General features: G+C 55.9%; 19 protein-coding genes. 13 read left to right on the top strand and 6 right to left on the bottom strand.

The genetic code is table 11. From position 1 onward, the window contains the following. The first annotated feature begins 1 nt into the window (after position 1). Positions 2-640 (top strand): LysE family translocator, encoded by a 639-nt coding sequence (locus tag EV681_RS18695; protein WP_130304833.1) that lies wholly within the window; start codon positions 2-4, stop codon positions 638-640. A 128-nt stretch (positions 641-768) separates the two neighbouring features. On the opposite strand, the gene htpX is transcribed toward EV681_RS18695, so the two are convergent. After that, positions 769-1653, bottom strand: coding sequence for a protease HtpX (gene htpX, locus EV681_RS18700; protein ID WP_128394634.1), 885 nt, complete (start codon positions 1651-1653; stop codon positions 769-771). A gap of 184 nt (positions 1654-1837) precedes the next feature. Here htpX and EV681_RS18705 point away from each other — a divergent pair, with 184 nt between their 5' ends. Beyond that, positions 1838-2722: a DMT family transporter gene (locus tag EV681_RS18705; RefSeq protein ID WP_165393120.1), complete on the top strand. Its 885-nt coding sequence runs from the start codon at positions 1838-1840 to the stop codon at positions 2720-2722. A 249-nt stretch (positions 2723-2971) separates the two neighbouring features. Here the strand turns inward: EV681_RS18705 and EV681_RS18710 are convergent, their stop codons facing one another. Continuing rightward, positions 2972-4111 carry an aromatic ring-hydroxylating oxygenase subunit alpha gene (locus EV681_RS18710; RefSeq protein WP_128394632.1) on the bottom strand — a complete coding sequence of 380 codons (1140 nt, stop codon included), beginning with the start codon at positions 4109-4111 and terminating at the stop codon, positions 2972-2974. A gap of 261 nt (positions 4112-4372) precedes the next feature. Here EV681_RS18710 and xseB point away from each other — a divergent pair, with 261 nt between their 5' ends. The 9 genes from xseB (at position 4373) to dnaB (ending at position 11830) form a co-directional block, all read left to right on the top strand. Beyond that, positions 4373-4627, top strand: a complete 255-nt coding sequence (xseB, locus tag EV681_RS18715) for an exodeoxyribonuclease VII small subunit (RefSeq protein WP_128394631.1) — start codon at positions 4373-4375, stop codon at positions 4625-4627. Next, complete coding sequence (locus EV681_RS18720) at positions 4624-5538, top strand: polyprenyl synthetase family protein (protein ID WP_130304834.1); 915 nt, start codon at positions 4624-4626, stop codon at positions 5536-5538. The genes xseB and EV681_RS18720 overlap by 4 nt, the downstream gene beginning before the upstream one ends. A 78-nt stretch (positions 5539-5616) precedes the next feature. Continuing rightward, positions 5617-7485, top strand: a complete 1869-nt coding sequence (gene dxs, locus EV681_RS18725) for a 1-deoxy-D-xylulose-5-phosphate synthase (protein WP_130304835.1) — start codon at positions 5617-5619, stop codon at positions 7483-7485. A 15-nt stretch (positions 7486-7500) separates the two neighbouring features. Further along, positions 7501-8298, top strand: a complete 798-nt coding sequence (folE2, locus tag EV681_RS18730; RefSeq protein ID WP_128394628.1) for a GTP cyclohydrolase FolE2 — start codon at positions 7501-7503, stop codon at positions 8296-8298. 394 nt (positions 8299-8692) lie between these two features. Beyond that, complete coding sequence (gene rpsF, locus EV681_RS18735; protein WP_128394627.1) at positions 8693-9073, top strand: 30S ribosomal protein S6; 381 nt, start codon at positions 8693-8695, stop codon at positions 9071-9073. 24 nt (positions 9074-9097) lie between these two features. Beyond that, positions 9098-9436 (top strand): primosomal replication protein N, encoded by a 339-nt coding sequence (priB, locus tag EV681_RS18740; RefSeq protein WP_128394626.1) that lies wholly within the window; start codon positions 9098-9100, stop codon positions 9434-9436. Positions 9437-9505: 69 nt separating this feature from the next. Next, on the top strand, positions 9506-9781 hold the full coding sequence (gene rpsR, locus EV681_RS18745) for a 30S ribosomal protein S18 (RefSeq protein WP_128394625.1): 276 nt from the start codon (positions 9506-9508) through the stop codon (positions 9779-9781). Positions 9782-9795: 14 nt separating this feature from the next. Continuing rightward, positions 9796-10251: a 50S ribosomal protein L9 gene (gene rplI, locus EV681_RS18750; RefSeq protein WP_128394624.1), complete on the top strand. Its 456-nt coding sequence runs from the start codon at positions 9796-9798 to the stop codon at positions 10249-10251. Between the two features lie 196 nt (positions 10252-10447). Beyond that, positions 10448-11830 (top strand): replicative DNA helicase, encoded by a 1383-nt coding sequence (gene dnaB / locus EV681_RS18755; protein WP_128394623.1) that lies wholly within the window; start codon positions 10448-10450, stop codon positions 11828-11830. Positions 11831-11928: 98 nt separating this feature from the next. Here dnaB and EV681_RS18760 read toward each other — a convergent pair whose 3' ends face one another. The 4 genes from EV681_RS18760 to EV681_RS18775 form a co-directional block, all read right to left on the bottom strand. Beyond that, positions 11929-12960 carry a bile acid:sodium symporter family protein gene (locus EV681_RS18760; protein ID WP_130304836.1) on the bottom strand — a complete coding sequence of 344 codons (1032 nt, stop codon included), beginning with the start codon at positions 12958-12960 and terminating at the stop codon, positions 11929-11931. Positions 12961-13329: 369 nt separating this feature from the next. After that, positions 13330-15153 carry a PhoH family protein gene (locus EV681_RS18765; RefSeq protein WP_207227105.1) on the bottom strand — a complete coding sequence of 608 codons (1824 nt, stop codon included), beginning with the start codon at positions 15151-15153 and terminating at the stop codon, positions 13330-13332. A 77-nt stretch (positions 15154-15230) separates the two neighbouring features. Then, positions 15231-15716, bottom strand: a complete 486-nt coding sequence (locus EV681_RS18770) for a peroxiredoxin (RefSeq protein ID WP_128394621.1) — start codon at positions 15714-15716, stop codon at positions 15231-15233. A 1-nt stretch (position 15717) separates the two neighbouring features. Continuing rightward, complete coding sequence (locus EV681_RS18775) at positions 15718-16161, bottom strand: Mth938-like domain-containing protein (protein WP_128394620.1); 444 nt, start codon at positions 16159-16161, stop codon at positions 15718-15720. A 297-nt stretch (positions 16162-16458) separates the two neighbouring features. Between EV681_RS18775 and alaC the strand changes: the two genes are divergently transcribed. Both alaC and EV681_RS18785 read left to right on the top strand, forming a co-directional pair. Beyond that, on the top strand, positions 16459-17649 hold the full coding sequence (gene alaC, locus EV681_RS18780) for an alanine transaminase (protein ID WP_128394619.1): 1191 nt from the start codon (positions 16459-16461) through the stop codon (positions 17647-17649). Then, positions 17646-18950 carry a homoserine dehydrogenase gene (locus EV681_RS18785; protein WP_130304837.1) on the top strand — a complete coding sequence of 435 codons (1305 nt, stop codon included), beginning with the start codon at positions 17646-17648 and terminating at the stop codon, positions 18948-18950. The genes alaC and EV681_RS18785 overlap by 4 nt, the downstream gene beginning before the upstream one ends. Positions 18951-19008: the final 58 nt, after the last annotated feature.

Consider the following 19008-nt stretch of genomic DNA (forward strand, 5'->3'; position numbering starts at 1 on the left):
CATGCTTGATATTGTCCACTTTCCGCTATTTGCGGCTTCCGCATTTGCGCTTTCGATTACGCCAGGGCCGGATCTGGCATACGTGGTCGGGCAAAGCCTTGGCAACGGTCGGCGCGCCGGGGTCATTTCTGCTGCGGGAGTTGCCATTGGCAGCTGCACGCATACGGTTGCCAGCGCCGTGGGTCTGACCGCGCTACTGGCGGCATCGCCATTGCTGTTTACCATCGTCAAGTTTCTGGGCGCCGCCTATCTGATCTGGCTCGGCTTGAAAATGTTGCTGGGCAGCCTGCAGCGCAGCAAGGCATCGCAGGCCCCGATCGCGTTGCCAGTAGCCAATACACACTCGCTGTTGCTGCGCGGCTTTCTGACAACCATTACCAATCCTAAAGTGCTGCTGTTTTTTATCGCATTCTTTCCCCAGTTTGTCACTGTGGGCGGAGACAACCAGGCGGTCTCCTTCTTGTTGCTGGGGTTGGCCTATGCGGTGATCGGCTTTGTCTGCGACGCCACGTTTGCATGGCTGGCGGCAAGTGCGGCAGGGGCGGTCTCGCGGAATCAAACCGTCAAAGTCTGGATCGACCGCGTGGTTGGTCTGGCATTTATTGCACTTGGCTTGCGTATCTGGCTGACAAAGCGTTGAGTTTGAATTGGAGGGCAGCAGCGTCCGTGACGCAGGAGATAGAGAAATGGCGGGCGCTGGCAGAAAAGATCAATTAATACCGCCGGCGGTTTATGCCGGCCTTTTAGTTTCTGCCAGAGCCCGGTAGATCAGGACTGGACGATGCGCGCGCGCAGTGCGTTGATGCGGTGCTCGATAGGTGGGTGGGTGGAAAACAGCGCGGCTATACCTGCCCCGCCGCTGATGCCGGAGGACTCGAACTGCTTGGGCAATTCGCCGGGGGGCAGGCCGCCCAGTCTGGCCAGCGCATTGATCATGGGCGAGGCGGAACCGAGCATTTGTGCTGAACCTGCGTCAGCGCGATATTCGCGCTGACGTGAGAACCACGCCACGATAATGGACGCCAGCACCCCGAACACGATCTCACAGACCAGTACGGTAATGTAGTAACCGGGGCCGACGCCGCGTTCATTTCGGAAAACCGTGCGGTCAATGAAATACCCGACCACGCGGGCCAGGAAAACGACAAAGGTATTGACCACGCCCTGGATCAGGGTCAGGGTGACCATATCCCCATTGGCAATGTGCGCCACTTCGTGACCAAGGACCGCGGTTACTTCTTCTTCGGTCATGCCATCGAGCAGGCCGGTAGATACCGCCACCAGCGAGTCGTTCTTGAAGGCGCCCGTGGCAAACGCATTGGGCTCGCCCTCATAGATAGCCACTTCAGGGTGACCAATGCCGGCGCGATCAGCCAGCTGATGAACGGTATCGACCAGCCACAGTTCTCTCTGGTTGCCGGGCGCGGCCGGATCAATCATCTTCAGCCCCATGGTCCATTTGGCCATCGGTTTGCTCATTAGCAGGGAAATGAAGGCGCCAACGAAGCCGACCACGGCAGAAAATACCAGTAGCTGACCCATATTGATGCCGTTTGCGTCCATATAGCGGTTCACGCCCAGCAGGTTCAGCGTAATGCCCAACACTACCATGACAGCCAGGTTGGTCATAAGAAAAAGAATAATGCGTTTCATGCAGCAGGTCCTTGTAGGAAGGGATCAACCCGGATGACATATTTCGAGTCCGAATAAGTTTGCCATCTGGAGCTTAAAAATAACTGAATCAGGTCAGATCAATTATATAAGGGCAATGTCGTCCTTTTACAGTGTTGTTCGCAGTAGAATGTTATTTTATTTTCAAGTCATTTCCGGATTTAGCATGCAGGCACTGTGGATGTTAGTGGCTTCTCTCATGTTTGCCATCATGGGAGCATCAGTCAAACTGGCATCCGAACATGCCGCGTCGTTGTCACTGGTGATTCTGTTCCGAGGGTTGCCTTCGGTCGTGTTGCTGGTCATCTGGGCCGTCTCCACCCACAAATCCCTTAAACCCAAAAGTATACGCCTGCACCTGATACGCAACGTGTTTGGCGTGGGCGCCATGTGGATGGCATTTTATGGGTACACCATGTTGCCATTGGCCACCAGCACCAGTCTGAATTACACCTCGCCCCTGTTCATTGCGGGCTTCTTACTGTTGTCGGGCAGGGCGAGCAATGATATTGTGCGTACGCTTGCCGTGGGCATTGGGTTTGCCGGCGTGCTGCTGATTTTGCGTCCCAGCATCACCGAAGATCAGTGGTTTGCCTGCGCGCTTGGCTTGCTGGCCGGCGCTTGCGGCGCCGTGGCCATGATGCAGGTGCGCCAGCTGGGTTCCATTGGTGAGCCCATCTGGCTGACCGTCTTGTATTTTTCGATTTTTGTTACCAGCACCAGTTTAATAGGTATCAAGGCCCATGGCATTGGTCAGCCTGATCTGGTGGCCTGGGTTGCCTTGCTGGTGGTCGGCTTATCCGGCTTGTTCGGCCAGCTGGCGCTCACGCGGGCCTTCGGTTCGGGCTCGCCGCTGCTCTCGGCGGCGCTGCAATACACTACCATTATCTTTTCGGCGGGCATTGGCATCCTGGTATGGAGCAATGCGCCGGACGTACTGGCCTGGCTGGGTATGGGCATGGTGATCCTTGCGGGCCTGCTCTCGGCTTGGCGCACGCTGGCGCTGGCCGACAGACAAAAGAAATCCCAGGTGGTCAAAACGACCTCCTGATATGGCCAAAGGGTAATGCGTGAGAGCATGGGCGGACAATCACAGGCCCCATGAAATCTGCACTCGTGAAACCGGCAACCGTGAAAGTGGCATTCACAAATTGGGCGCTAATAAAGAAAGAGGCCGAAAGAAGGGGCCTAAAGAAAGAGCGTCTAAAGAAAGGGCACCCATATAGGTGCCCATAAAACCGGGTGCCTGGTGCGCACATCCTTATCAGAGGAGGCGCGCAGCCAGGCGGGATGACGCCGATCAGGCCATCAGCTTGTTATACCACTCGTGAAAATGTTGCATGCCGTCTTCCATGGGGGATTGATATGGGCCGGTTTCAGACGTGCCGCGTTTGTACAGCGCCTGGCGGCCGGCGTCCATGCGTTCGGCAATTTCATCGTCTTCGATCGCCGTTTCCATATAGGCGGCTTGCTGAGCCTGTATGAAGTCGCGCTCGAACATGGCAATTTCCTCGGGATAGTAAAACTCAACCAGATTGACGGTTTTTTGCGGGCTGACCGGATAGAGCGTGGACAACACCAATACGTGCGGGTAGAGCTCAATCATATGAGTTGGGAAATAGGTCACCCACATGGCGCCGAAGTCGGGCGTTTCGCCCTGGCGGAACTTGAGCAACTCATCGTGCCACTTCCTGTAGACCTCGGAGCCTGGATTGGCCAGCGCCTGGTGCACGCCGACACGCTGCAGGCTGAAAGTTTCCGCAAAATCCCAGGTGAGGTCGTCACACGTGACAAAGCTGCCCAGGCCGGGATGGAAGGGGGCCACATGATAATCTTCGAGATAGACTTCGATAAATGTTTTCCAGTTGTAGTTGCACTCGTGCACGATGGCGCGGTCAAATACATAGTCGGAAAAATCAAATTCGGGGCGCGCAAACAGCGGCGCCATGTCAGCAGCCGGATTGCGCGGGCCTTCGAACAGCAGGCCGTTGCAGTTCTGTATTGGAAACTGCTGCAGGTTCTTGCAGGGATTGCTGTCAAATTGCGGCGCGCCAAGCAGGGTGCCTTGATTGTCGTAGGTCCAGCGATGTAGCGGACAGACAATATTGCCGCCGGAGTTGCGCAGGTTGCCATGGTTATTGGTTGCGCTGGTCACGTCGCCCGCCTGGCCACCCAGCATGATGGCCTGTCTGTGGCGACAGACATTTGACATCAGACTGATATTGTCGCCGTTGCGCACCAGCACGCGCCCTGCTTGCTCATGCGCCAGTGTGCGCCAGTCTCCGGATTCGGGCACCAGTTTTTCATGTCCGACATACAGCGCCGAGGCATCGAAGATGCGGGCCTGCTCCTTTTTAAAGATATCGTCGTTAAAGTAGACGTCGACTGGCAATTGCGTCGTCGCCGGTGATACATGTGCCAGTTTGGCAATATCAGACATGAGATGCCCCCCGATGAAAACAAATGCCGCCTCACCAAGGGTCATGAGCCGGCATAAAGTGTCAAAAAAATTAAAAGGAGGGTAATTGTAAAGAAAATCAATACCTTAGTCAAGACTGTCAGGCCTGGGTAATGGGGCCGGAATCGGGCTCTGGGGCGGGGTGGATTGACTTTGCGGCAAAAGAGGCAAATCTGCAACCGAAGCACCCGCCGATTTCGTACAATGAGCAAATTGCACAACTGAAAGCATTGGAGATTGGTTTTGACTGAGAATGCAAAAACCGACACTGTGGCATTGCCCGATCAGTTCGAAGCGGCGCTGGGCGAGCTCGAATCGATTGTGACGCAAATGGAAGATAACAGCATGTCGCTGGAGGCTTCCATTGCTGCCTACGAACGGGGTGTTCGGCTGGCGCGCGTGTGTCAGGACAAGCTGGATGCTGCTGAACAGCAGATCAGTGTGCTGCGCAATAATATGCTGGTTCCCATGGGTGAGACAGGATCGTCCGAATCATGAACGCCATGGTTGTATCGTTCCAGGACTGGTTGCCGGCCTGCATTGAAAAGATTGAAGGATCGCTGGACAAAGCGCTGCCCCCAGCCGATGAAATACCGGCAAAGCTGCACCAGGCCATGCGGTATGCTGCGCTTGGCGCAGGCAAACGCCTGCGCGCGGCGCTGGTGTATGCGGCCGGGCAGGCAAGCGCGCAGCAAAGCGCATTACCATCTGCGCTGGAGCACACGCTGTCGCGCGCCGCAGTTGCCGTTGAACTGATCCACGCCTATTCGCTGATCCACGACGATCTTCCCTGTATGGATGATGATGTCCTGCGACGCGGCAAGCCTACCGTGCATGTTCAGTTTGACGAGGCAACCGCCATGCTGGCCGGCGACGCGCTGCAGCCGCTGGCCTTTGCGCAACTGGCGCAAATGTCGGTAGCGCCCGCGCTTGTGGTTCAGGCGGTCAATGTGCTGGCGCAGGCTGCCGGCAGCCAGGGCATGGTGGGGGGGCAGGCTATTGATCTGGCCAGCGTCAACACGCGTCTTGATCCCGAGCAGCTGCAATTTATGCACCGGCTTAAAACCGGGGCATTAATCGAAGCCAGCGTACAACTGGGGGCGATTGTGACCGCTGCCAATTCGGATATTCGTATGGCGCTGGAAAATTATGGTTCGGCCATCGGCCTGGCGTTCCAGGTTGTGGACGACATTCTTGATGTGACTGCCGATGCCCAGGCGCTGGGTAAAACGCCGGGCAAGGATGCGGCGGATAACAAACCCACGTATGTCTCGGTGATGGGGCTGGCGCAATCCAGAGACTTTGCGCAGCAGTTGCATGAAGCTGCCCTGGATGCCATCAAGCCGCTCGGTGAGCCGGCCTGCCGACTGCGGGAACTGGCAGACCTGATTATTCATCGAAAATCCTGACAGTCTTTTGATGTCAATCCGTGATTCATTCTGCCTGGCTGTTGCGCATCTGCAGCGCCGGGCACCCAAGACGATTTCATGACAAAGTTACTAGATACACTTGATTCACCCGCCGATGTACGAAAACTCAGCCAGCATCAACTGAAGATGGCGGCCACAGAGCTGCGTGCCTTCATCCTGGAGTCGGTATCGCGCACGGGCGGCCATTTGTCATCCAATCTGGGCACTGTAGAGCTTACGCTGGCCATTCATCATGTTTTCAATACGCCGCATGATCGCGTTGTCTGGGATGTCGGTCATCAATCCTATCCGCACAAAATCCTGACCGGCAGGCGCGGGGATATGCCGGGGCTGCGCCAGCATGGCGGGATCTCTGGCTTTCCGCGACGCAGCGAGTCAGAATATGACGCGTTCGGCACCGCCCATTCGTCAACGTCGATATCGGCAGTGCTGGGTATGGCTGTGGCGTCCAGGAACCAGAATATCGACCGGCAGCATATCGCGGTGATCGGCGACGGCTCCATGACGGCCGGCATGGCTTTCGAGGCGCTGAACAATGCGGGCGTTACGCCAGGCGTGAATGTGCTGGTGATCCTGAACGACAACGATATGTCTATTTCGCCGCCGGTCGGCGCGCTTAACCGCTATCTGGCGCGACTGTTGTCCGGCGGGCTGTATCGCGACGCCAAGAATGTCGGACGTGCCGTGCTTGAGCATATGCCCGCACCCATGCTGGACATCGCTCGGCGCGTCAAAGGGCATGCCAAGGGCATGATCAGCCCGGCTACGCTGTTTGAGGAGCTGGGATTCAATTATGTGGGCCCCATCGATGGTCATGATATGGACTCGCTGGTTCCAACCCTTCAGAACTTAAGGGAATTGGGTGGCTTGCAGTTTCTGCATGTTATAACCAAAAAAGGTCAGGGCTATAAGCTGGCTGAAGCCGATCCTGTGCTATATCACGGACCCGGCAAGTTTGATCCCGAGCTGGGTATTCAGAAACCGGCCAAGCCGGGCAAGCAGACGTTTACCCAGGTCTTTGGCACCTGGCTTTGCGATATGGCGCAGCAGGATTCGCGCCTGATCGGGATCACTCCCGCGATGCGCGAGGGCAGCGGGCTGGTCCAGTTTGAAAAGCAATTTCCACAACGGTATTTTGATGTCGGCATTGCCGAGCAGCATTCAGTCACGTTCGCCGCAGGCATTGCCTGTGAAGGACTCAAGCCGGTGCTGGCGATTTATTCGACATTCCTGCAGCGTGGCTATGACCAGTTCATTCACGACGTGGCCCTGCAGAATCTGGATGTTACCTTTGCGCTGGACCGCGCGGGGCTGGTGGGCGCTGACGGGGCGACACACGCCGGCAATTACGATATTGCATTTTTGCGATGTGTACCCAATATGGTTATTGCCACGCCTTCTGATGAGAACGAAACCCGCTTGCTGCTGTCTACCTGTTATGAGCATCCTGGTCCGGCCTCTGTCAGGTATCCGCGAGGCAGCGGGGCCGGTGCACAAGTGACCAGCGCTTTGGATGTGGTTGAGCTGGGCAAGGCCGTGGTGCGACGCAAGGGCGAAAAGCTGGCGATTTTGGCTTTTGGTACGTTATTGCACGCTGCTATGCCTGTTGCGGAAAAACTCAATGCAACGCTGGTGGATATGCGGTTTGTCAAACCACTGGATGAAACATTGCTGCTGGCGTTGATGCAGTCTCACCAGCAACTGGTTACCGTGGAAGAGGGCGCCATCATGGGTGGCGCCGGCAGTGCGGTGGCTGAGCTGATGCATGCCAACGGCCTGTGTTGCGACCTGCTGCAGTTGGGGTTGCCGGATGTTTTTATCGATCATGGCGACCAGGCGGGTCTTCTGGCCGGTGTCGGACTGGATGCAGCAGGAATAGAGCAGGCGATTGCCCGGCGTTTCGGGCAGCCGCCGGCTGATAAATAAATATAGAGCGAATAAATGAATTCACAAATTGAACCGTCGGTGCTGATGCCCGATGTGCAAAGTACGCTGGATGAACGTCATATCACCATACAGCGCGTGGGTATCCGGCAGGTCAAGCAGCCTATGCTGCTGCAACTGGCCGACGGCTCGGTACAGGCTACCATTGCTGAATGGACGTTTACGGTGATGCTGCCGGCGCACGAAAAGGGCACGCATATGTCCCGTTTCATGGCGCTGCTCAACACCTGGCGCAATCGGCCCATGACGGCCGAAACATTCCGTGCCATGGCGCTTGAAATGTTGCCGCTGCTGCATGCCGAAAAGGGCGATATTACGGCAACCTTTCCTTATTTCATCAATAAGAAGGCGCCGGTGTCTGGCGTGGAAAGCCTGATGGACTATCAGGTAACCTGGGTAGCCAGGGCGCAAGGGCAGCAGGCTGTGGTCGAGCAGACCGTGCTGGTGCCGGTCATGAGCCTATGTCCCTGCTCCAAGGCGATTTCCGAATACGGTGCGCATAACCAGCGCTCTCATGTCACCGTCAGCCTGATCGCCGAGCAGCACTATGAGCTGGACGATCTGATCCGGCGTATCGAGGCGCAGGGTTCCTGCGAGCTGTGGGGGTTGCTCAAGCGGACCGACGAGAAATATGTGACTGAAAGGTCCTATGACAATCCGAAGTTCGTCGAAGACCTGGTGCGCGATGTCGCTGCGGTATTCCAGAAGCTGCCCGGCGTTGTCAGTTACCGGGTTGAGGCCGAGAATTTCGAGTCTATCCATAACCACAGTGCTTACGCGGTGGTAGAAGGTTAGGGCGCGCGGTCTCCCCTGTGCTTGCGTCATTTGCGACATCCTGCCCGGTAGCTGGCCGGGCGCAAACGCCGCTTTGCTAAAAAACAGTGGTAAATCAGCATCTTGGCTCGTAAAAAAGACCGCCGTTGGTGGTCTTTTTGATTTTTTCGTGTTATAGTCTACGGTTTCTTGCTCGCCCCGGTACGGGGTTGCAGGCATGTTTGTGGTCATTTGGTCGTTGATTTGGTTGGTTTACCCATTAAAACAATGACAGTGCCGCCAGTATGCCAATTGCGCAACCAGTAGTGCCGGCGGGCTGCCCCCCGCAATCTGCTGTTCTGTCTTGCGCTGCCTGTCATGTACAGCTGGCTGTCAATTCAAAGGCCTATTGCGGACATTCCACAAGGAGTTATCTATGCGTCACTACGAAGTAGTGTTTATTGTTCACCCGGATCAGAGCGAGCAGGTGCCCGCGATGATCGAACGTTACCAGGCAACGGTAACAACTGACGGTGGTACCGTACACCGTCTTGAAGACTGGGGCCGCCGCCAATTGGCTTACCCTATTCAGAAACTGGTCAAAGCTCACTATGTCTGCATGAATATCGAATGCTCACAAGCTGCATTGGATGAGCTTGAGCATGCGTTCCGTTACAACGACGCCGTACTGCGCCACCTGGTTATCAAGGCCAGCAAGCCTCATACCGACGCGTCAGTGATGATGAAATCTGTAGAGCGTGAAGAAGCCCGCAAGGCGACCACCGAGCAGACATCAGAACAGGAAAACGCAGGTTAATGGCGCATTGCGCCAGGTATCAATATGAACCAGCTTAGCCTGCAGGCCCGCATACTTGAAATGGGCGCCCTCAGGCATACACCGGCAGGATTGCCGGTGCTGGATCTGATCCTGACGCATGAGTCCGAAGTGATTGAAGCCGGTCTGCCGCGGCTCGTCCAGATGACGATTCCGGCCAAGGCCATCGGCCAATGGGGACAGAAGCTGGCCTCATTGCCATTGGGAGCCGAAATGCGCGTACGCGGATTTCTGGCGCCGACAAGGAAAAATTCAAGCAGGCTGGTGTTGCATATCCAGCAGGCTCAATTTCCCGGCGGAGCAAACACAACGGACCCATCGCCGTTACCAGGCATCCTGGCATAACGGACTGAGCGGTACGCTCACTATTGAAATTCAGAGGGTCAGGCCCTCGCATACATAAAAGGCAATATCATGGCTTTCATGAAAAAAAACAAGGATAAACGCAGTAAGTTTCCTCAGCAAAATCCATTGTTCAAACGCCGCAAGTTCTGCCGCTTCACGGCAGCCGGCGTCGAAGAGATCGACTACAAAGATATCGATACCCTGCGTGATTTCATCACGGAAACAGGCAAAATCATTCCTGCACGTCTGACCGGCACCAAAGCGCACTATCAGCGCCAACTGGACACCGCAATCAAGCGCGCGCGCTTTCTGGCTCTGTTGCCGTACACAGATAACCACAACTAATCAGGAAAACCATCATGCAAGTTATTCTTCTCGAGAAAATTGTCAATGTCGGCAACCTGGGTGAAGTGGTTCGTGTAAAGGACGGCTATGCTCGCAACTTTCTGATTCCACAGAAAAAAGCCCGTCGTGCAACACAAGCGGCAATCGCCGAGTTCGAAGCCCGTCGCGCAGAGCTGGAAAAAGCCCAGGCTGAAAAACTGGCTGCCGCTCAGGCCCAGGCTGAAAAACTCAATGGTTACACATTGCAAATCGGCCAGAAGGCCGGTGTAGACGGTCGTCTGTTCGGTTCTGTAACCAATATGGACATCGCGGCTGGCCTGGTAGCAGCCGGCTTCGAAGGCGTTGAAAAAAGCCAGGTTCGCCTGACTGACGGCGCCCTCAAAGCGGTTGGCGAATATCCCGTACAGGTCTATTTGCACGCTGACGTGGTATCTGACATCACTGTCAATGTTGTAGGCGAAATGGTTTAATCCATTTGTTTTTATCGCTGTAGCAGTACACCAAAGAGCCGGTTAATCCGGCTCTTTGTTTTTACAGACTCCCTCTCACGCCAGGGCGGCTAACTGCGTATAATGACATCTTTATCTGTGTCGTTTTGATCCTGTTTTGCTGTCACTTCTGTCAGCCACAGATCATCACGTTATCAATTTCCCGGTTCACCCTGCCATGAATGCTCCTGATCCTCAACTGGATTCCCTGCGCCTGCCACCTCATTCGGTTGAGGCCGAACAATCCGTGCTTGGCGGCTTGCTCATCGATAATGCGCAACTGGAGAATATTAGCGGTCTGCTCAATGAAGATGATTTCTATCGTCATGATCACCGCCTGTTATTCCAGCATATCTGCAAGTTGATCAATCTGGACCGTCCGGCCGACGTCATTACCGTGCACGAATCGCTGGTGCTCGAGAGCAAGTCGGACGAGATCGGCGGATTGGCTTATCTGGATGCGCTGACGCGCAACACACCGTCAGCGGCCAACATTATTCGCTATGCCGAGATTGTTCGCGAACGGGCGATTCTGCGCAAGCTGGTGACGTTTGCCGACGAAATTGCGTCCGAAGCGCTTAACCCCAGGGGCAAGGAAGCACGCCAGCTGCTTGACGAGGCTGAGACGCGTATCCTGAAGGTGTCCGAGGGTTCGTCTTCGGGCAGTGAATTTAAGGAAGTGGGCGATCTGCTGGTCGATGTCCTGAAGCGGATCGAAGAGCTGGGTGATGGCAATCACGGCGATGTCTCAGGCATTCCCACCGGCTTTGTCGACCTTGATCGCAAAACCACCGGTTTGCATCCGGGCCAGCTGATTATTGTGGCCGGCCGGCCGGCCATGGGTAAAACGTCGTTTTCCATGAACATTGCCGAACACGTAGCGATCGACGAAGGCTTGCCTGTCGCAGTATTTTCCATGGAGATGGAAGCCACGCAGCTGGCGGCCCGGATGATCGGCTCTATCGGCAAGTTGGACCAGCAGCGCATGCGTACCGGCAGGTTGCTGGATGAGGACTGGCCCAAGCTGACTCACGCCATGCAATTGTTGCAGGAAGCGCAGATCTACATTGACGAGAGCCCGGCGCTAAGCCCGCTGGTGTTGCGCTCGCGCGCGCGCCGGCTAAAGCGCAAGTGCGGCAAGCTGGGCCTGATCGTGGTCGACTACTTGCAGCTTATGTCGGGCAATGCCTTGTCCAAAAATGATAACCGGACTGCCGAGATCTCTGAAATCAGCCGCTCGCTCAAAACCCTGGCCAAGGAGATGGAGTGCCCCGTTATCGCGCTGTCGCAGCTAAATAGGGGCTTGGAGCAACGCACCAACAAGCGGCCCATCATGAGTGACTTGCGTGAATCGGGTGCGATTGAGCAGGACGCCGACCTTATTTTGTTTATTTATCGTGATGAAGTGTATCATCCCGACAGCCAGGACAAAGGCTCTGCCGAAGTCATTATCGGCAAGCAGCGTGCGGGCCCCATTGGTACGGTCCGGCTGACGTTCGCCGGCGAATTTACCAAGTTTATGAATTACGCCGGCCCGGGCGACAGTTTTATCGCAGAATAAAAAGCAAAAGGGGCAGGGCCTGCATGTTGCCGGCACTGCCCCTTTGTTTTTCCATACTCTTTGCGTTATGCGTTATGCGTTATGCGTTATGCGCTTTGTTATGTCGGTTTTTTGAGCAGGGTCTCGTCATCCTGATCAACGGCAATCTCTTCTGGTCGCTTACCCAGCCTGGCTGCAATGACCGCACATACCATCAGCTGGATCTGATGGAATATCATCAGGGGCAGAATAATGGCGCCAACCGCCTGGCCCGCAAATAGCACCTGCGCCATGGGCAGGCCGCTGGCCAGACTCTTTTTCGATCCACAAAATACAAGTGTGATGCGGTCTTCGAGCGAAAAGCCTATTAAGCGACCGATTAGCGCTGTCAGAATAAGCACAATGGCCAGCAGCAGGACGCTGGCAACCACAACGGCAACCAGCGCGCCTATCGGTGTTTCATGCCAGAGGCCTTCATTGACTGCCTCGGAAAACGCAACATAGACCACCAGCAGGATGGAGCCCTGATCCACAAACTTCATGAGGGAAGCATGCCGGCCGATAAACCCCGACGTCCAAGGGCGGCTAAAGTGGCCCAGAGCAAAGGGCACCAGCAACTGCAGAGTGATTTGCCAAATAGCTTCCAGTGCCTGGTGCGAGTCTGCTGTTGCGTTGCTATCGGCAATCAGCAGATTGACCAGCATGGGTGTGATGAAAATGCCCAGTATGCTGGACGAGGATGCGCTGCACACGGCCGCGGGAATATTGCCGCGCGCGATTGAGGTGAAGGCGATAGCCGATTGCACGGTGGCTGGCAACACGCAAAGATAGAGTACACCCTTGTACAGATCCGGTGTCAGCATGGGTTCGAGCACCGGGCGCAGCGCCACGCCCAGCAGGGGAAACAGAATAAAGGTGCAGGAAAAAATCACCAGATGCAGGCGCCAGTGGGTTGCGCCAGCAATGATCGCCTGGCGCGACAGGCGCGAACCGTGCAGGAAAAACAGCAGTGCAATGGCCAGGTTGGTGACCAGCTCGGCGACAGGCATGCCCCTGCCATGCGCAGGCAATACAGATGCAATAATAACCGCGACGATCAACAACAGGGTGAAACGGTCGATTTTCAGGAAGCGAAGCAGGGACTGGGACATTGCGCGTATCTACGTTAAGGATTGAATGGTGCGGCTATTGTACTCAATCCTGCGCTCGATTCTGCCGAGGTCAAGCGCGTGGCCAGTGTAAGTGTGCAGCATATCCCGTGCTCTTGCGCCAGCAAATGGCGTGCGTTGGTATCTGGCAATATACTCGCAGCGCCCGATTTGATTGGCTTGTGGATAGATGTGATGGACCGGCGATGGGTGTCTTGGTCACGTTGGGGCGCAAACAAATGGACATTAGGTAAAATCACCTTGAACCTTAGGTGATGTATTCTTTTTACTAAAAATAAAAAGGCCGGCGACGCCCTCTCAATGAAGGGGAGTCGCCGGCCTTTGCCTTCCGATACGATCAGTCAGCCAAGGCTACAGCGCATCTCCGGCATAGTCTGCCAGGCGTGAACGTTCGCCTTTTTGCAGCGTAATATGCCCGGAATGCGGCCAGCCTTTGAAGCGGTCCACGACGTAGGTCAGGCCCGAACTGCCTTCGGTCAGGTAGGGCGTATCAATCTGCGCGATGTTGCCAAGGCAAATGATCTTGGTGCCCGGGCCCGCCCGGGTAATGAGTGTTTTCATCTGCTTGGGCGTCAGGTTCTGGGCTTCATCGATAATCAGATATTTGTTCAGGAAAGTGCGCCCGCGCATGAAGTTGAGCGACTTTATCTTGATATGCGATTTGACCACTTCCTTGCTGGCGCTGCGATCCCATTCGCCGGACGAGCCGTCATTCTTGGTGCCGGTATTGAGAAACTCCAGATTGTCTTCAAGCGCGCCCATCCATGGTTGCATCTTCTCTTCTTCGGTGCCTGGCAGAAACCCGATATCTTCACCCACCGGCACAGTTACCCGGGTCATGATGATTTCGGTATAGCGCTTGGTTTCAAGCACCTGGGTCAGCCCGCATGCAAGCGCCAGCAGCGTTTTGCCGGTGCCGGCCTGGCCCAGCAGCGAGACAAAGTCAATATCCGGATTCATGAGCAGGTTGAGCGCGAAGTTCTGTTCGCGGTTGCGTGCGGTGACGCCCCACACATTGTTTTTCTTGTGGGTATAGTCTCGCAACGTGGCCAGCACGGCTGTTTTCCCGTTGACTTCACGAACCTGGGCGTACAGCGGCGAGTCGCCTTCAAGATAGACGAACTGGTTGACCACGAAATCGGCGCACAGCGGTCCCTTGATCTTGTAGTAGGTTGTGCCGCCCTGTATCCAGGATTCGACATCCTTGCCATGTTTGGCCCAGAAATTATTCGGCAGCAGCATGGCCCCGTCATACAGCAGGTCGGAGTCTTCCAGCGAATGATCGTTCAGGTAGTCTTCAGCTTCCAGACCCAGCGCCCGCGCCTTCAGGCGCATATTGATGTCTTTGGAGACAAGCACGATCTGGCGTTGCGGCTGTTCGCGATGCAGGGTTTGCACGACGCCCAGAATCATATTGTCGGCCTTGCCGTTGGGCAGGTCTACCGGAAGCCGGCCTTCCATGTTCTGCGTCTGAAACAGCAGGCGGCCGGTCGCATCCTTGTTGCCCAGCGCGTCCAGCGGCATGCCCGTGAGGATATCTTCAGTTTCTGCCACCAGCGCATCCAGCGAGCGGCTGACCTGGCGTGCGTTGCGCGCCACTTCGGTCATGCCTTTCTTGTGATGGTCCAGCTCTTCGAGCGTCATCATGGGCAGGAAAATATCATGCTCTTCGAAGCGGAAGATTGACGTGGGGTCATGCAGCAGTACATTGGTGTCCAGGACAAACAGTTTGGACAAGCCATTGCTGCCGGCCGTGTTCGCCGCCCGTACCGGTGCGCCGCGCGTACTGCCAGATTTGCCGCCGGCCGGTGCTGCGCCGGCGCCTGTGTCGGTGCGACGCGCCGTGGTGGTGCGACGGCCTTTGGAATTGGCCTGTTCGCGTGCCTGCGGTGCAGTCGTTGCCGCCCCCCTGGCCGCGTCACGGTCCTGTGTCGGTTCTGTTATCTCAGCTGGCGCGGCGATGCCGGCCGGCGCTGTATCCACTACATGCTGCTGGGCGTAGTCGGTTGCATTGGCTGCGTCGGCGCTTGCTACCGTACCGGGTTGGTCCTGCTTCTGGCGCTTGCGTCCACGGGGCGCCGCGGTCGCGGTGTCTTCCCTGGAGGCTTTTGGAACCGGCATTCCCGTCATATCCAGGATGTCGGCAGGTTTGGCAGGCAGCTTTGGAAGTGGCATAGATAGTTTCTCACATGGCTGTTGTTCCATGGGCGGTTGCGCCATGGAAAAGGGTACCCCGCAGGGCCCGGGTGGGACTAATCCTGTTGCGCGGCATTCAGGCTGCGCACTGCTTCAAGGACGGCATCAACATGGCCTGGCACTTTCACTTTTCGCCACTCTTGCACAAGCTTGCCCGTGCCATCGATCAGAAATGTGCTGCGTTCAATCCCGCGGACCTGTTTGCCGTACATGTTCTTCATCTTGATAACGTCGAATTGGGTACACAACGTTTCGTCGGGGTCGGACAACAGGGCAAAGGTCACATTTTGCTTGGTGGCAAAATTTTCGTGGCTTTTGAGCGAATCGCGCGAGGCGCCCAGTATCACGGTGTTTTCGTTTTCAAAATCGGTCAGCGCATCCCGAAATCCCTGGGTTTCGGTCGTGCATCCGGGGGTGTTGTCCTTGGGGTAAAAATACAGCACGACGTTTTTGCCTTTCAGGGCGGCCAGGGAGACCGGGCCAAGCTGGCTCTCGGCCTTGAATGCCGGCGCTTTCTTGCCGATGATGGGGGGACTTGTCATTTTATTCTCCTTCGCTGAGCATAAGCGCCACAGCAACATTGCGGCCTTCAGCCATCAGTACATTATAGGTGCGTGCCGCCGCCTTCGAATCCATGGCTTCAATGCCCACACGCGCGGCCAGCAGGGGTGCGGTCACTGCTGCGGGCAGAAAATGCTGGCGCGAGCCGGTACCCACGAGCAGAATTTCAGGTGTGTTCTCAAATTTGGTGGTTGGGGCATCGTCCAGAAAATCGATGGCGTTGCCTTCAACCTTTCTGATGTCCGCAGCCAGTATCAGCTGATCTGTTGTAATGTCGCTGACAGCGGTCACGTTCCACGGGCGCACAGGGCCTTCAGGGCGAAACGCAATGGCATGGGTATATTTGACTTCATTGACTTCGATGAAGTGGTCCCCATAGCGGGTGACCGTATTTAATGCGGTTGGCTGTTCTCTTTTCAGTTCCACAAAGACTCCTTGTGCGTTTATCTTATTCTAACTGTATTTCATATATGTGATAGTGGTCCTGCGATATTTTGCGCTACGTGGGCGCAGCAGGTCGCACGCCAGTGACAGGGGACCAGGGATGCCTGCAGGCGGTTGCCGGTTTGGCACGGTCCTGATCTCATCTTTTTTGTACCGCAATGACACGGCCATTGCAAATTTTTTTTGTGCATAGGCAAAATCGTTTGCCGTCCGGTCTTATATAGGCTAGATTTACTGGTTTCACCCTAAATCTGTTACTTCACTTATTCCAGGTCCGTCATGAGAAACTTCCCACGTATAGAAAGGCTCCCTCCCTATGTGTTCAACATTACCGGCGAGCTGAAAATGGCGGCGCGCCGTCGTGGCGAAGACATCATCGACATGTCCATGGGTAACCCGGATGGGCCGACGCCCAAGCATATCGTGGACAAAATGGTAGAGGCGACAATCCGCCCCGATACCCACGGTTATTCAGTATCCAAGGGCATTCCGCGCCTGCGCAAGGCGATTGCAGATTGGTATTCACGCCGTTATAACGTCATTCTGGACCCGGATCGGGAAGCGATTGTCACGATCGGATCCAAGGAAGGGCTGGCCCACCTGATGCTGGCTACCCTGGACAAGGGCGATACCGTGCTGGTGCCCAATCCCAGCTATCCCATCCATATATACGGTGCGGTCATAGCCGGCGCCAATATCCGCTCCATACCCATGAAAAAAGGGCTGGATTTCTTCGAGGAAATCGAGCGGGCCGTGCGCGAGTCCATTCCCAAGCCGAAAATGATTATTCTGGGTTTTCCCAGCAATCCCACGGCGCAATGCGTTGATCTGCCGTTTTTCGAGCGGGTGATCAAGCTGGCCAAAGAGCACGATATTCTGGTGGTGCACGATCTGGCCTATGCCGACATCACTTTTGACGGCTACCAGCCGCCGTCCATCATGCAGGTGCCTGGCGCCAAGGATGTGGCTGTCGAGTTTTTTACCATGAGTAAAAGCTACAATATGGCTGGCTGGCGCGTTGGCTTCATGGTGGGCAACGCCGAGCTGGTCAATGCGCTGGCCCGCATGAAAAGCTACCACGATTATGGGACGTTCACGCCTATCCAGGTGGCATCCATTGCTGCTCTGGAAGGCCCGCAGGAATGTGTGGCCGAAGTGGTCGCGCACTATAAAAATCGCCGTGATGTGCTGGTCAAGGGGCTGCACGAAGCCGGCTGGATGGTTGAAATTCCCAAGGCAGCCATGTACATCTGGGCCGAAATTCCCGAGCCCTACAAGGCAATGGGATCACTGGAATTTTCCAAAAAACTGCTGGCCGATGCCAAGCTGGCCGTATCGCCGGGTATCGGCTTTGGCGATCTGGGCGACGATCATGTGCGTTTTGCCATGATCGAGAACGAACAGCGTACGCGCCAGGCAATCAGAGGAATTAAAGAAATGTTCAAAAAAGACGGGTTCCTGAAAAAATGAATCCAATGAAGGTAGGTTTATTAGGTTTTGGGGTTGTAGGCAGTGGCACCTACGCGGTGTTGACGCGCAATGCAGAGGAAATATCACGGCGCGCCGGACGCCAGATTGTGGTGTCCAAAGTGGCTACGCGTACGCCTGCCAAAGCGGTGGCCGTGTTCGGTGATAAAGTGCCGGTCAGCAATGATATGGCTGGCCTGGTGGCCGATCCCGAAGTGGATATTGTCGTGGAGCTCATCGGCGGCACCACGCTGGCCCGTGAACTGGTGCTGACCGCGATTGAAAATGGCAAGCACGTGGTCACGGCCAATAAGGCATTGCTCGCCCTGCATGGCAATGAAATATTTGCCCTGGCCAGCAAAAAAGGCGTCATGGTGGCGTTTGAGGCTGCGGTCGCTGGCGGCATCCCGATTATCAAGGCGATTCGCGAAGGCCTGACGGCCAACCGTATCCAGTGGCTGGCCGGTATTATCAACGGGACCACGAATTTCATTCTGTCGCAAATGCGCGAGCACGGCCTGCCTTACGAGACGGCGCTGGCGCAGGCCCAGCAACTGGGCTATGCCGAGGCTGACCCGGCGGGCGATGTCAAGGGGATCGACGCAGCGCATAAACTGACGCTGATGGCCTCCCTGGCGTTTGGTATTCCCATTCAGTTCAGCAAGGCGCATATCGAAGGTATTACTGACCTGGATCAGCAGGATATTGTCTATGCCGAACGGTTGGGTTATCGCATCAAGCTGTTGGGCATCACGCGACGTCGCGATCAAGGTATCGAGTTGCGGGTGCACCCGGCTCTGGTGCCGACCAAACGGCTGATCGCCAATGTAGAAGGCGCCATGAACGCAGTGGTCGTCAATGGTGATGCGGTAGGCGACACGCTGTATTACGGCCCCGGCGCGGGCTCCGAAGCCACGGCCTCGGCAGTAGTGGCTGATCTGGTCGATGTTACCCGCCTGCATACGTCCGATCCCGGTAATCGCGTTCCCCACCTGGCCTTCCAGCCCAGCGCGCTGTCAGATACGCCTATCCTGAATATGGAAGACGTGCGCACTTGCTACTATCTGCGCCTGTCGGTGGAAGACCGTTCCGGCGTACTTGCCGACCTGACCCGGATCCTGGCAGACCATCAGATTTCCATCAACTCCATGATGCAGGAACAGGATGGAGAAAACCGCGCCATCATTATTTTCCTGACACACGAGTCCCGCGAAGGCGACGTCAATACGGCGATCAAGACCATTGAAGCCATGCCTTTCGTGCATTCGTCCATTACGCGTATCCGCCTGGAACATCTGGACTGACTGATCTGACCGGCACGACTGCCAGCAAGGTCGTGTCTTCTTGTTTCCGGCAGGTGAT

This window comes from Advenella incenata, from assembly GCF_004217095.1.
Taxonomy (GTDB): Bacteria; Pseudomonadota; Gammaproteobacteria; order Burkholderiales; family Burkholderiaceae_B; genus Advenella; species Advenella incenata.

What these genes read in the sequence shown, in the direction of transcription:
- EV681_RS18695 (WP_130304833.1), top strand. Translation starts at nt 2, where the DNA reads ATGCTTGATATTGTCCACTTTCCGCTATTTGCGGCTTCCGCATTTGCG.
- htpX (WP_128394634.1), bottom strand. Translation starts at nt 1,653, where the DNA reads ATGAAACGCATTATTCTTTTTCTTATGACCAACCTGGCTGTCATGGTA.
- EV681_RS18705 (WP_165393120.1), top strand. Translation starts at nt 1,838, where the DNA reads ATGCAGGCACTGTGGATGTTAGTGGCTTCTCTCATGTTTGCCATCATG.
- EV681_RS18710 (WP_128394632.1), bottom strand. Translation starts at nt 4,111, where the DNA reads ATGTCTGATATTGCCAAACTGGCACATGTATCACCGGCGACGACGCAA.
- EV681_RS18720 (WP_130304834.1), top strand. Translation starts at nt 4,624, where the DNA reads ATGAACGCCATGGTTGTATCGTTCCAGGACTGGTTGCCGGCCTGCATT.
- dxs (WP_130304835.1), top strand. Translation starts at nt 5,617, where the DNA reads ATGACAAAGTTACTAGATACACTTGATTCACCCGCCGATGTACGAAAA.
- folE2 (WP_128394628.1), top strand. Translation starts at nt 7,501, where the DNA reads ATGAATTCACAAATTGAACCGTCGGTGCTGATGCCCGATGTGCAAAGT.
- rpsF (WP_128394627.1), top strand. Translation starts at nt 8,693, where the DNA reads ATGCGTCACTACGAAGTAGTGTTTATTGTTCACCCGGATCAGAGCGAG.
- priB (WP_128394626.1), top strand. Translation starts at nt 9,098, where the DNA reads ATGAACCAGCTTAGCCTGCAGGCCCGCATACTTGAAATGGGCGCCCTC.
- rpsR (WP_128394625.1), top strand. Translation starts at nt 9,506, where the DNA reads ATGGCTTTCATGAAAAAAAACAAGGATAAACGCAGTAAGTTTCCTCAG.
- rplI (WP_128394624.1), top strand. Translation starts at nt 9,796, where the DNA reads ATGCAAGTTATTCTTCTCGAGAAAATTGTCAATGTCGGCAACCTGGGT.
- dnaB (WP_128394623.1), top strand. Translation starts at nt 10,448, where the DNA reads ATGAATGCTCCTGATCCTCAACTGGATTCCCTGCGCCTGCCACCTCAT.
- EV681_RS18760 (WP_130304836.1), bottom strand. Translation starts at nt 12,960, where the DNA reads ATGTCCCAGTCCCTGCTTCGCTTCCTGAAAATCGACCGTTTCACCCTG.
- EV681_RS18765 (WP_207227105.1), bottom strand. Translation starts at nt 15,153, where the DNA reads ATGCCACTTCCAAAGCTGCCTGCCAAACCTGCCGACATCCTGGATATG.
- EV681_RS18770 (WP_128394621.1), bottom strand. Translation starts at nt 15,716, where the DNA reads ATGACAAGTCCCCCCATCATCGGCAAGAAAGCGCCGGCATTCAAGGCC.
- alaC (WP_128394619.1), top strand. Translation starts at nt 16,459, where the DNA reads ATGAGAAACTTCCCACGTATAGAAAGGCTCCCTCCCTATGTGTTCAAC.
- EV681_RS18785 (WP_130304837.1), top strand. Translation starts at nt 17,646, where the DNA reads ATGAATCCAATGAAGGTAGGTTTATTAGGTTTTGGGGTTGTAGGCAGT.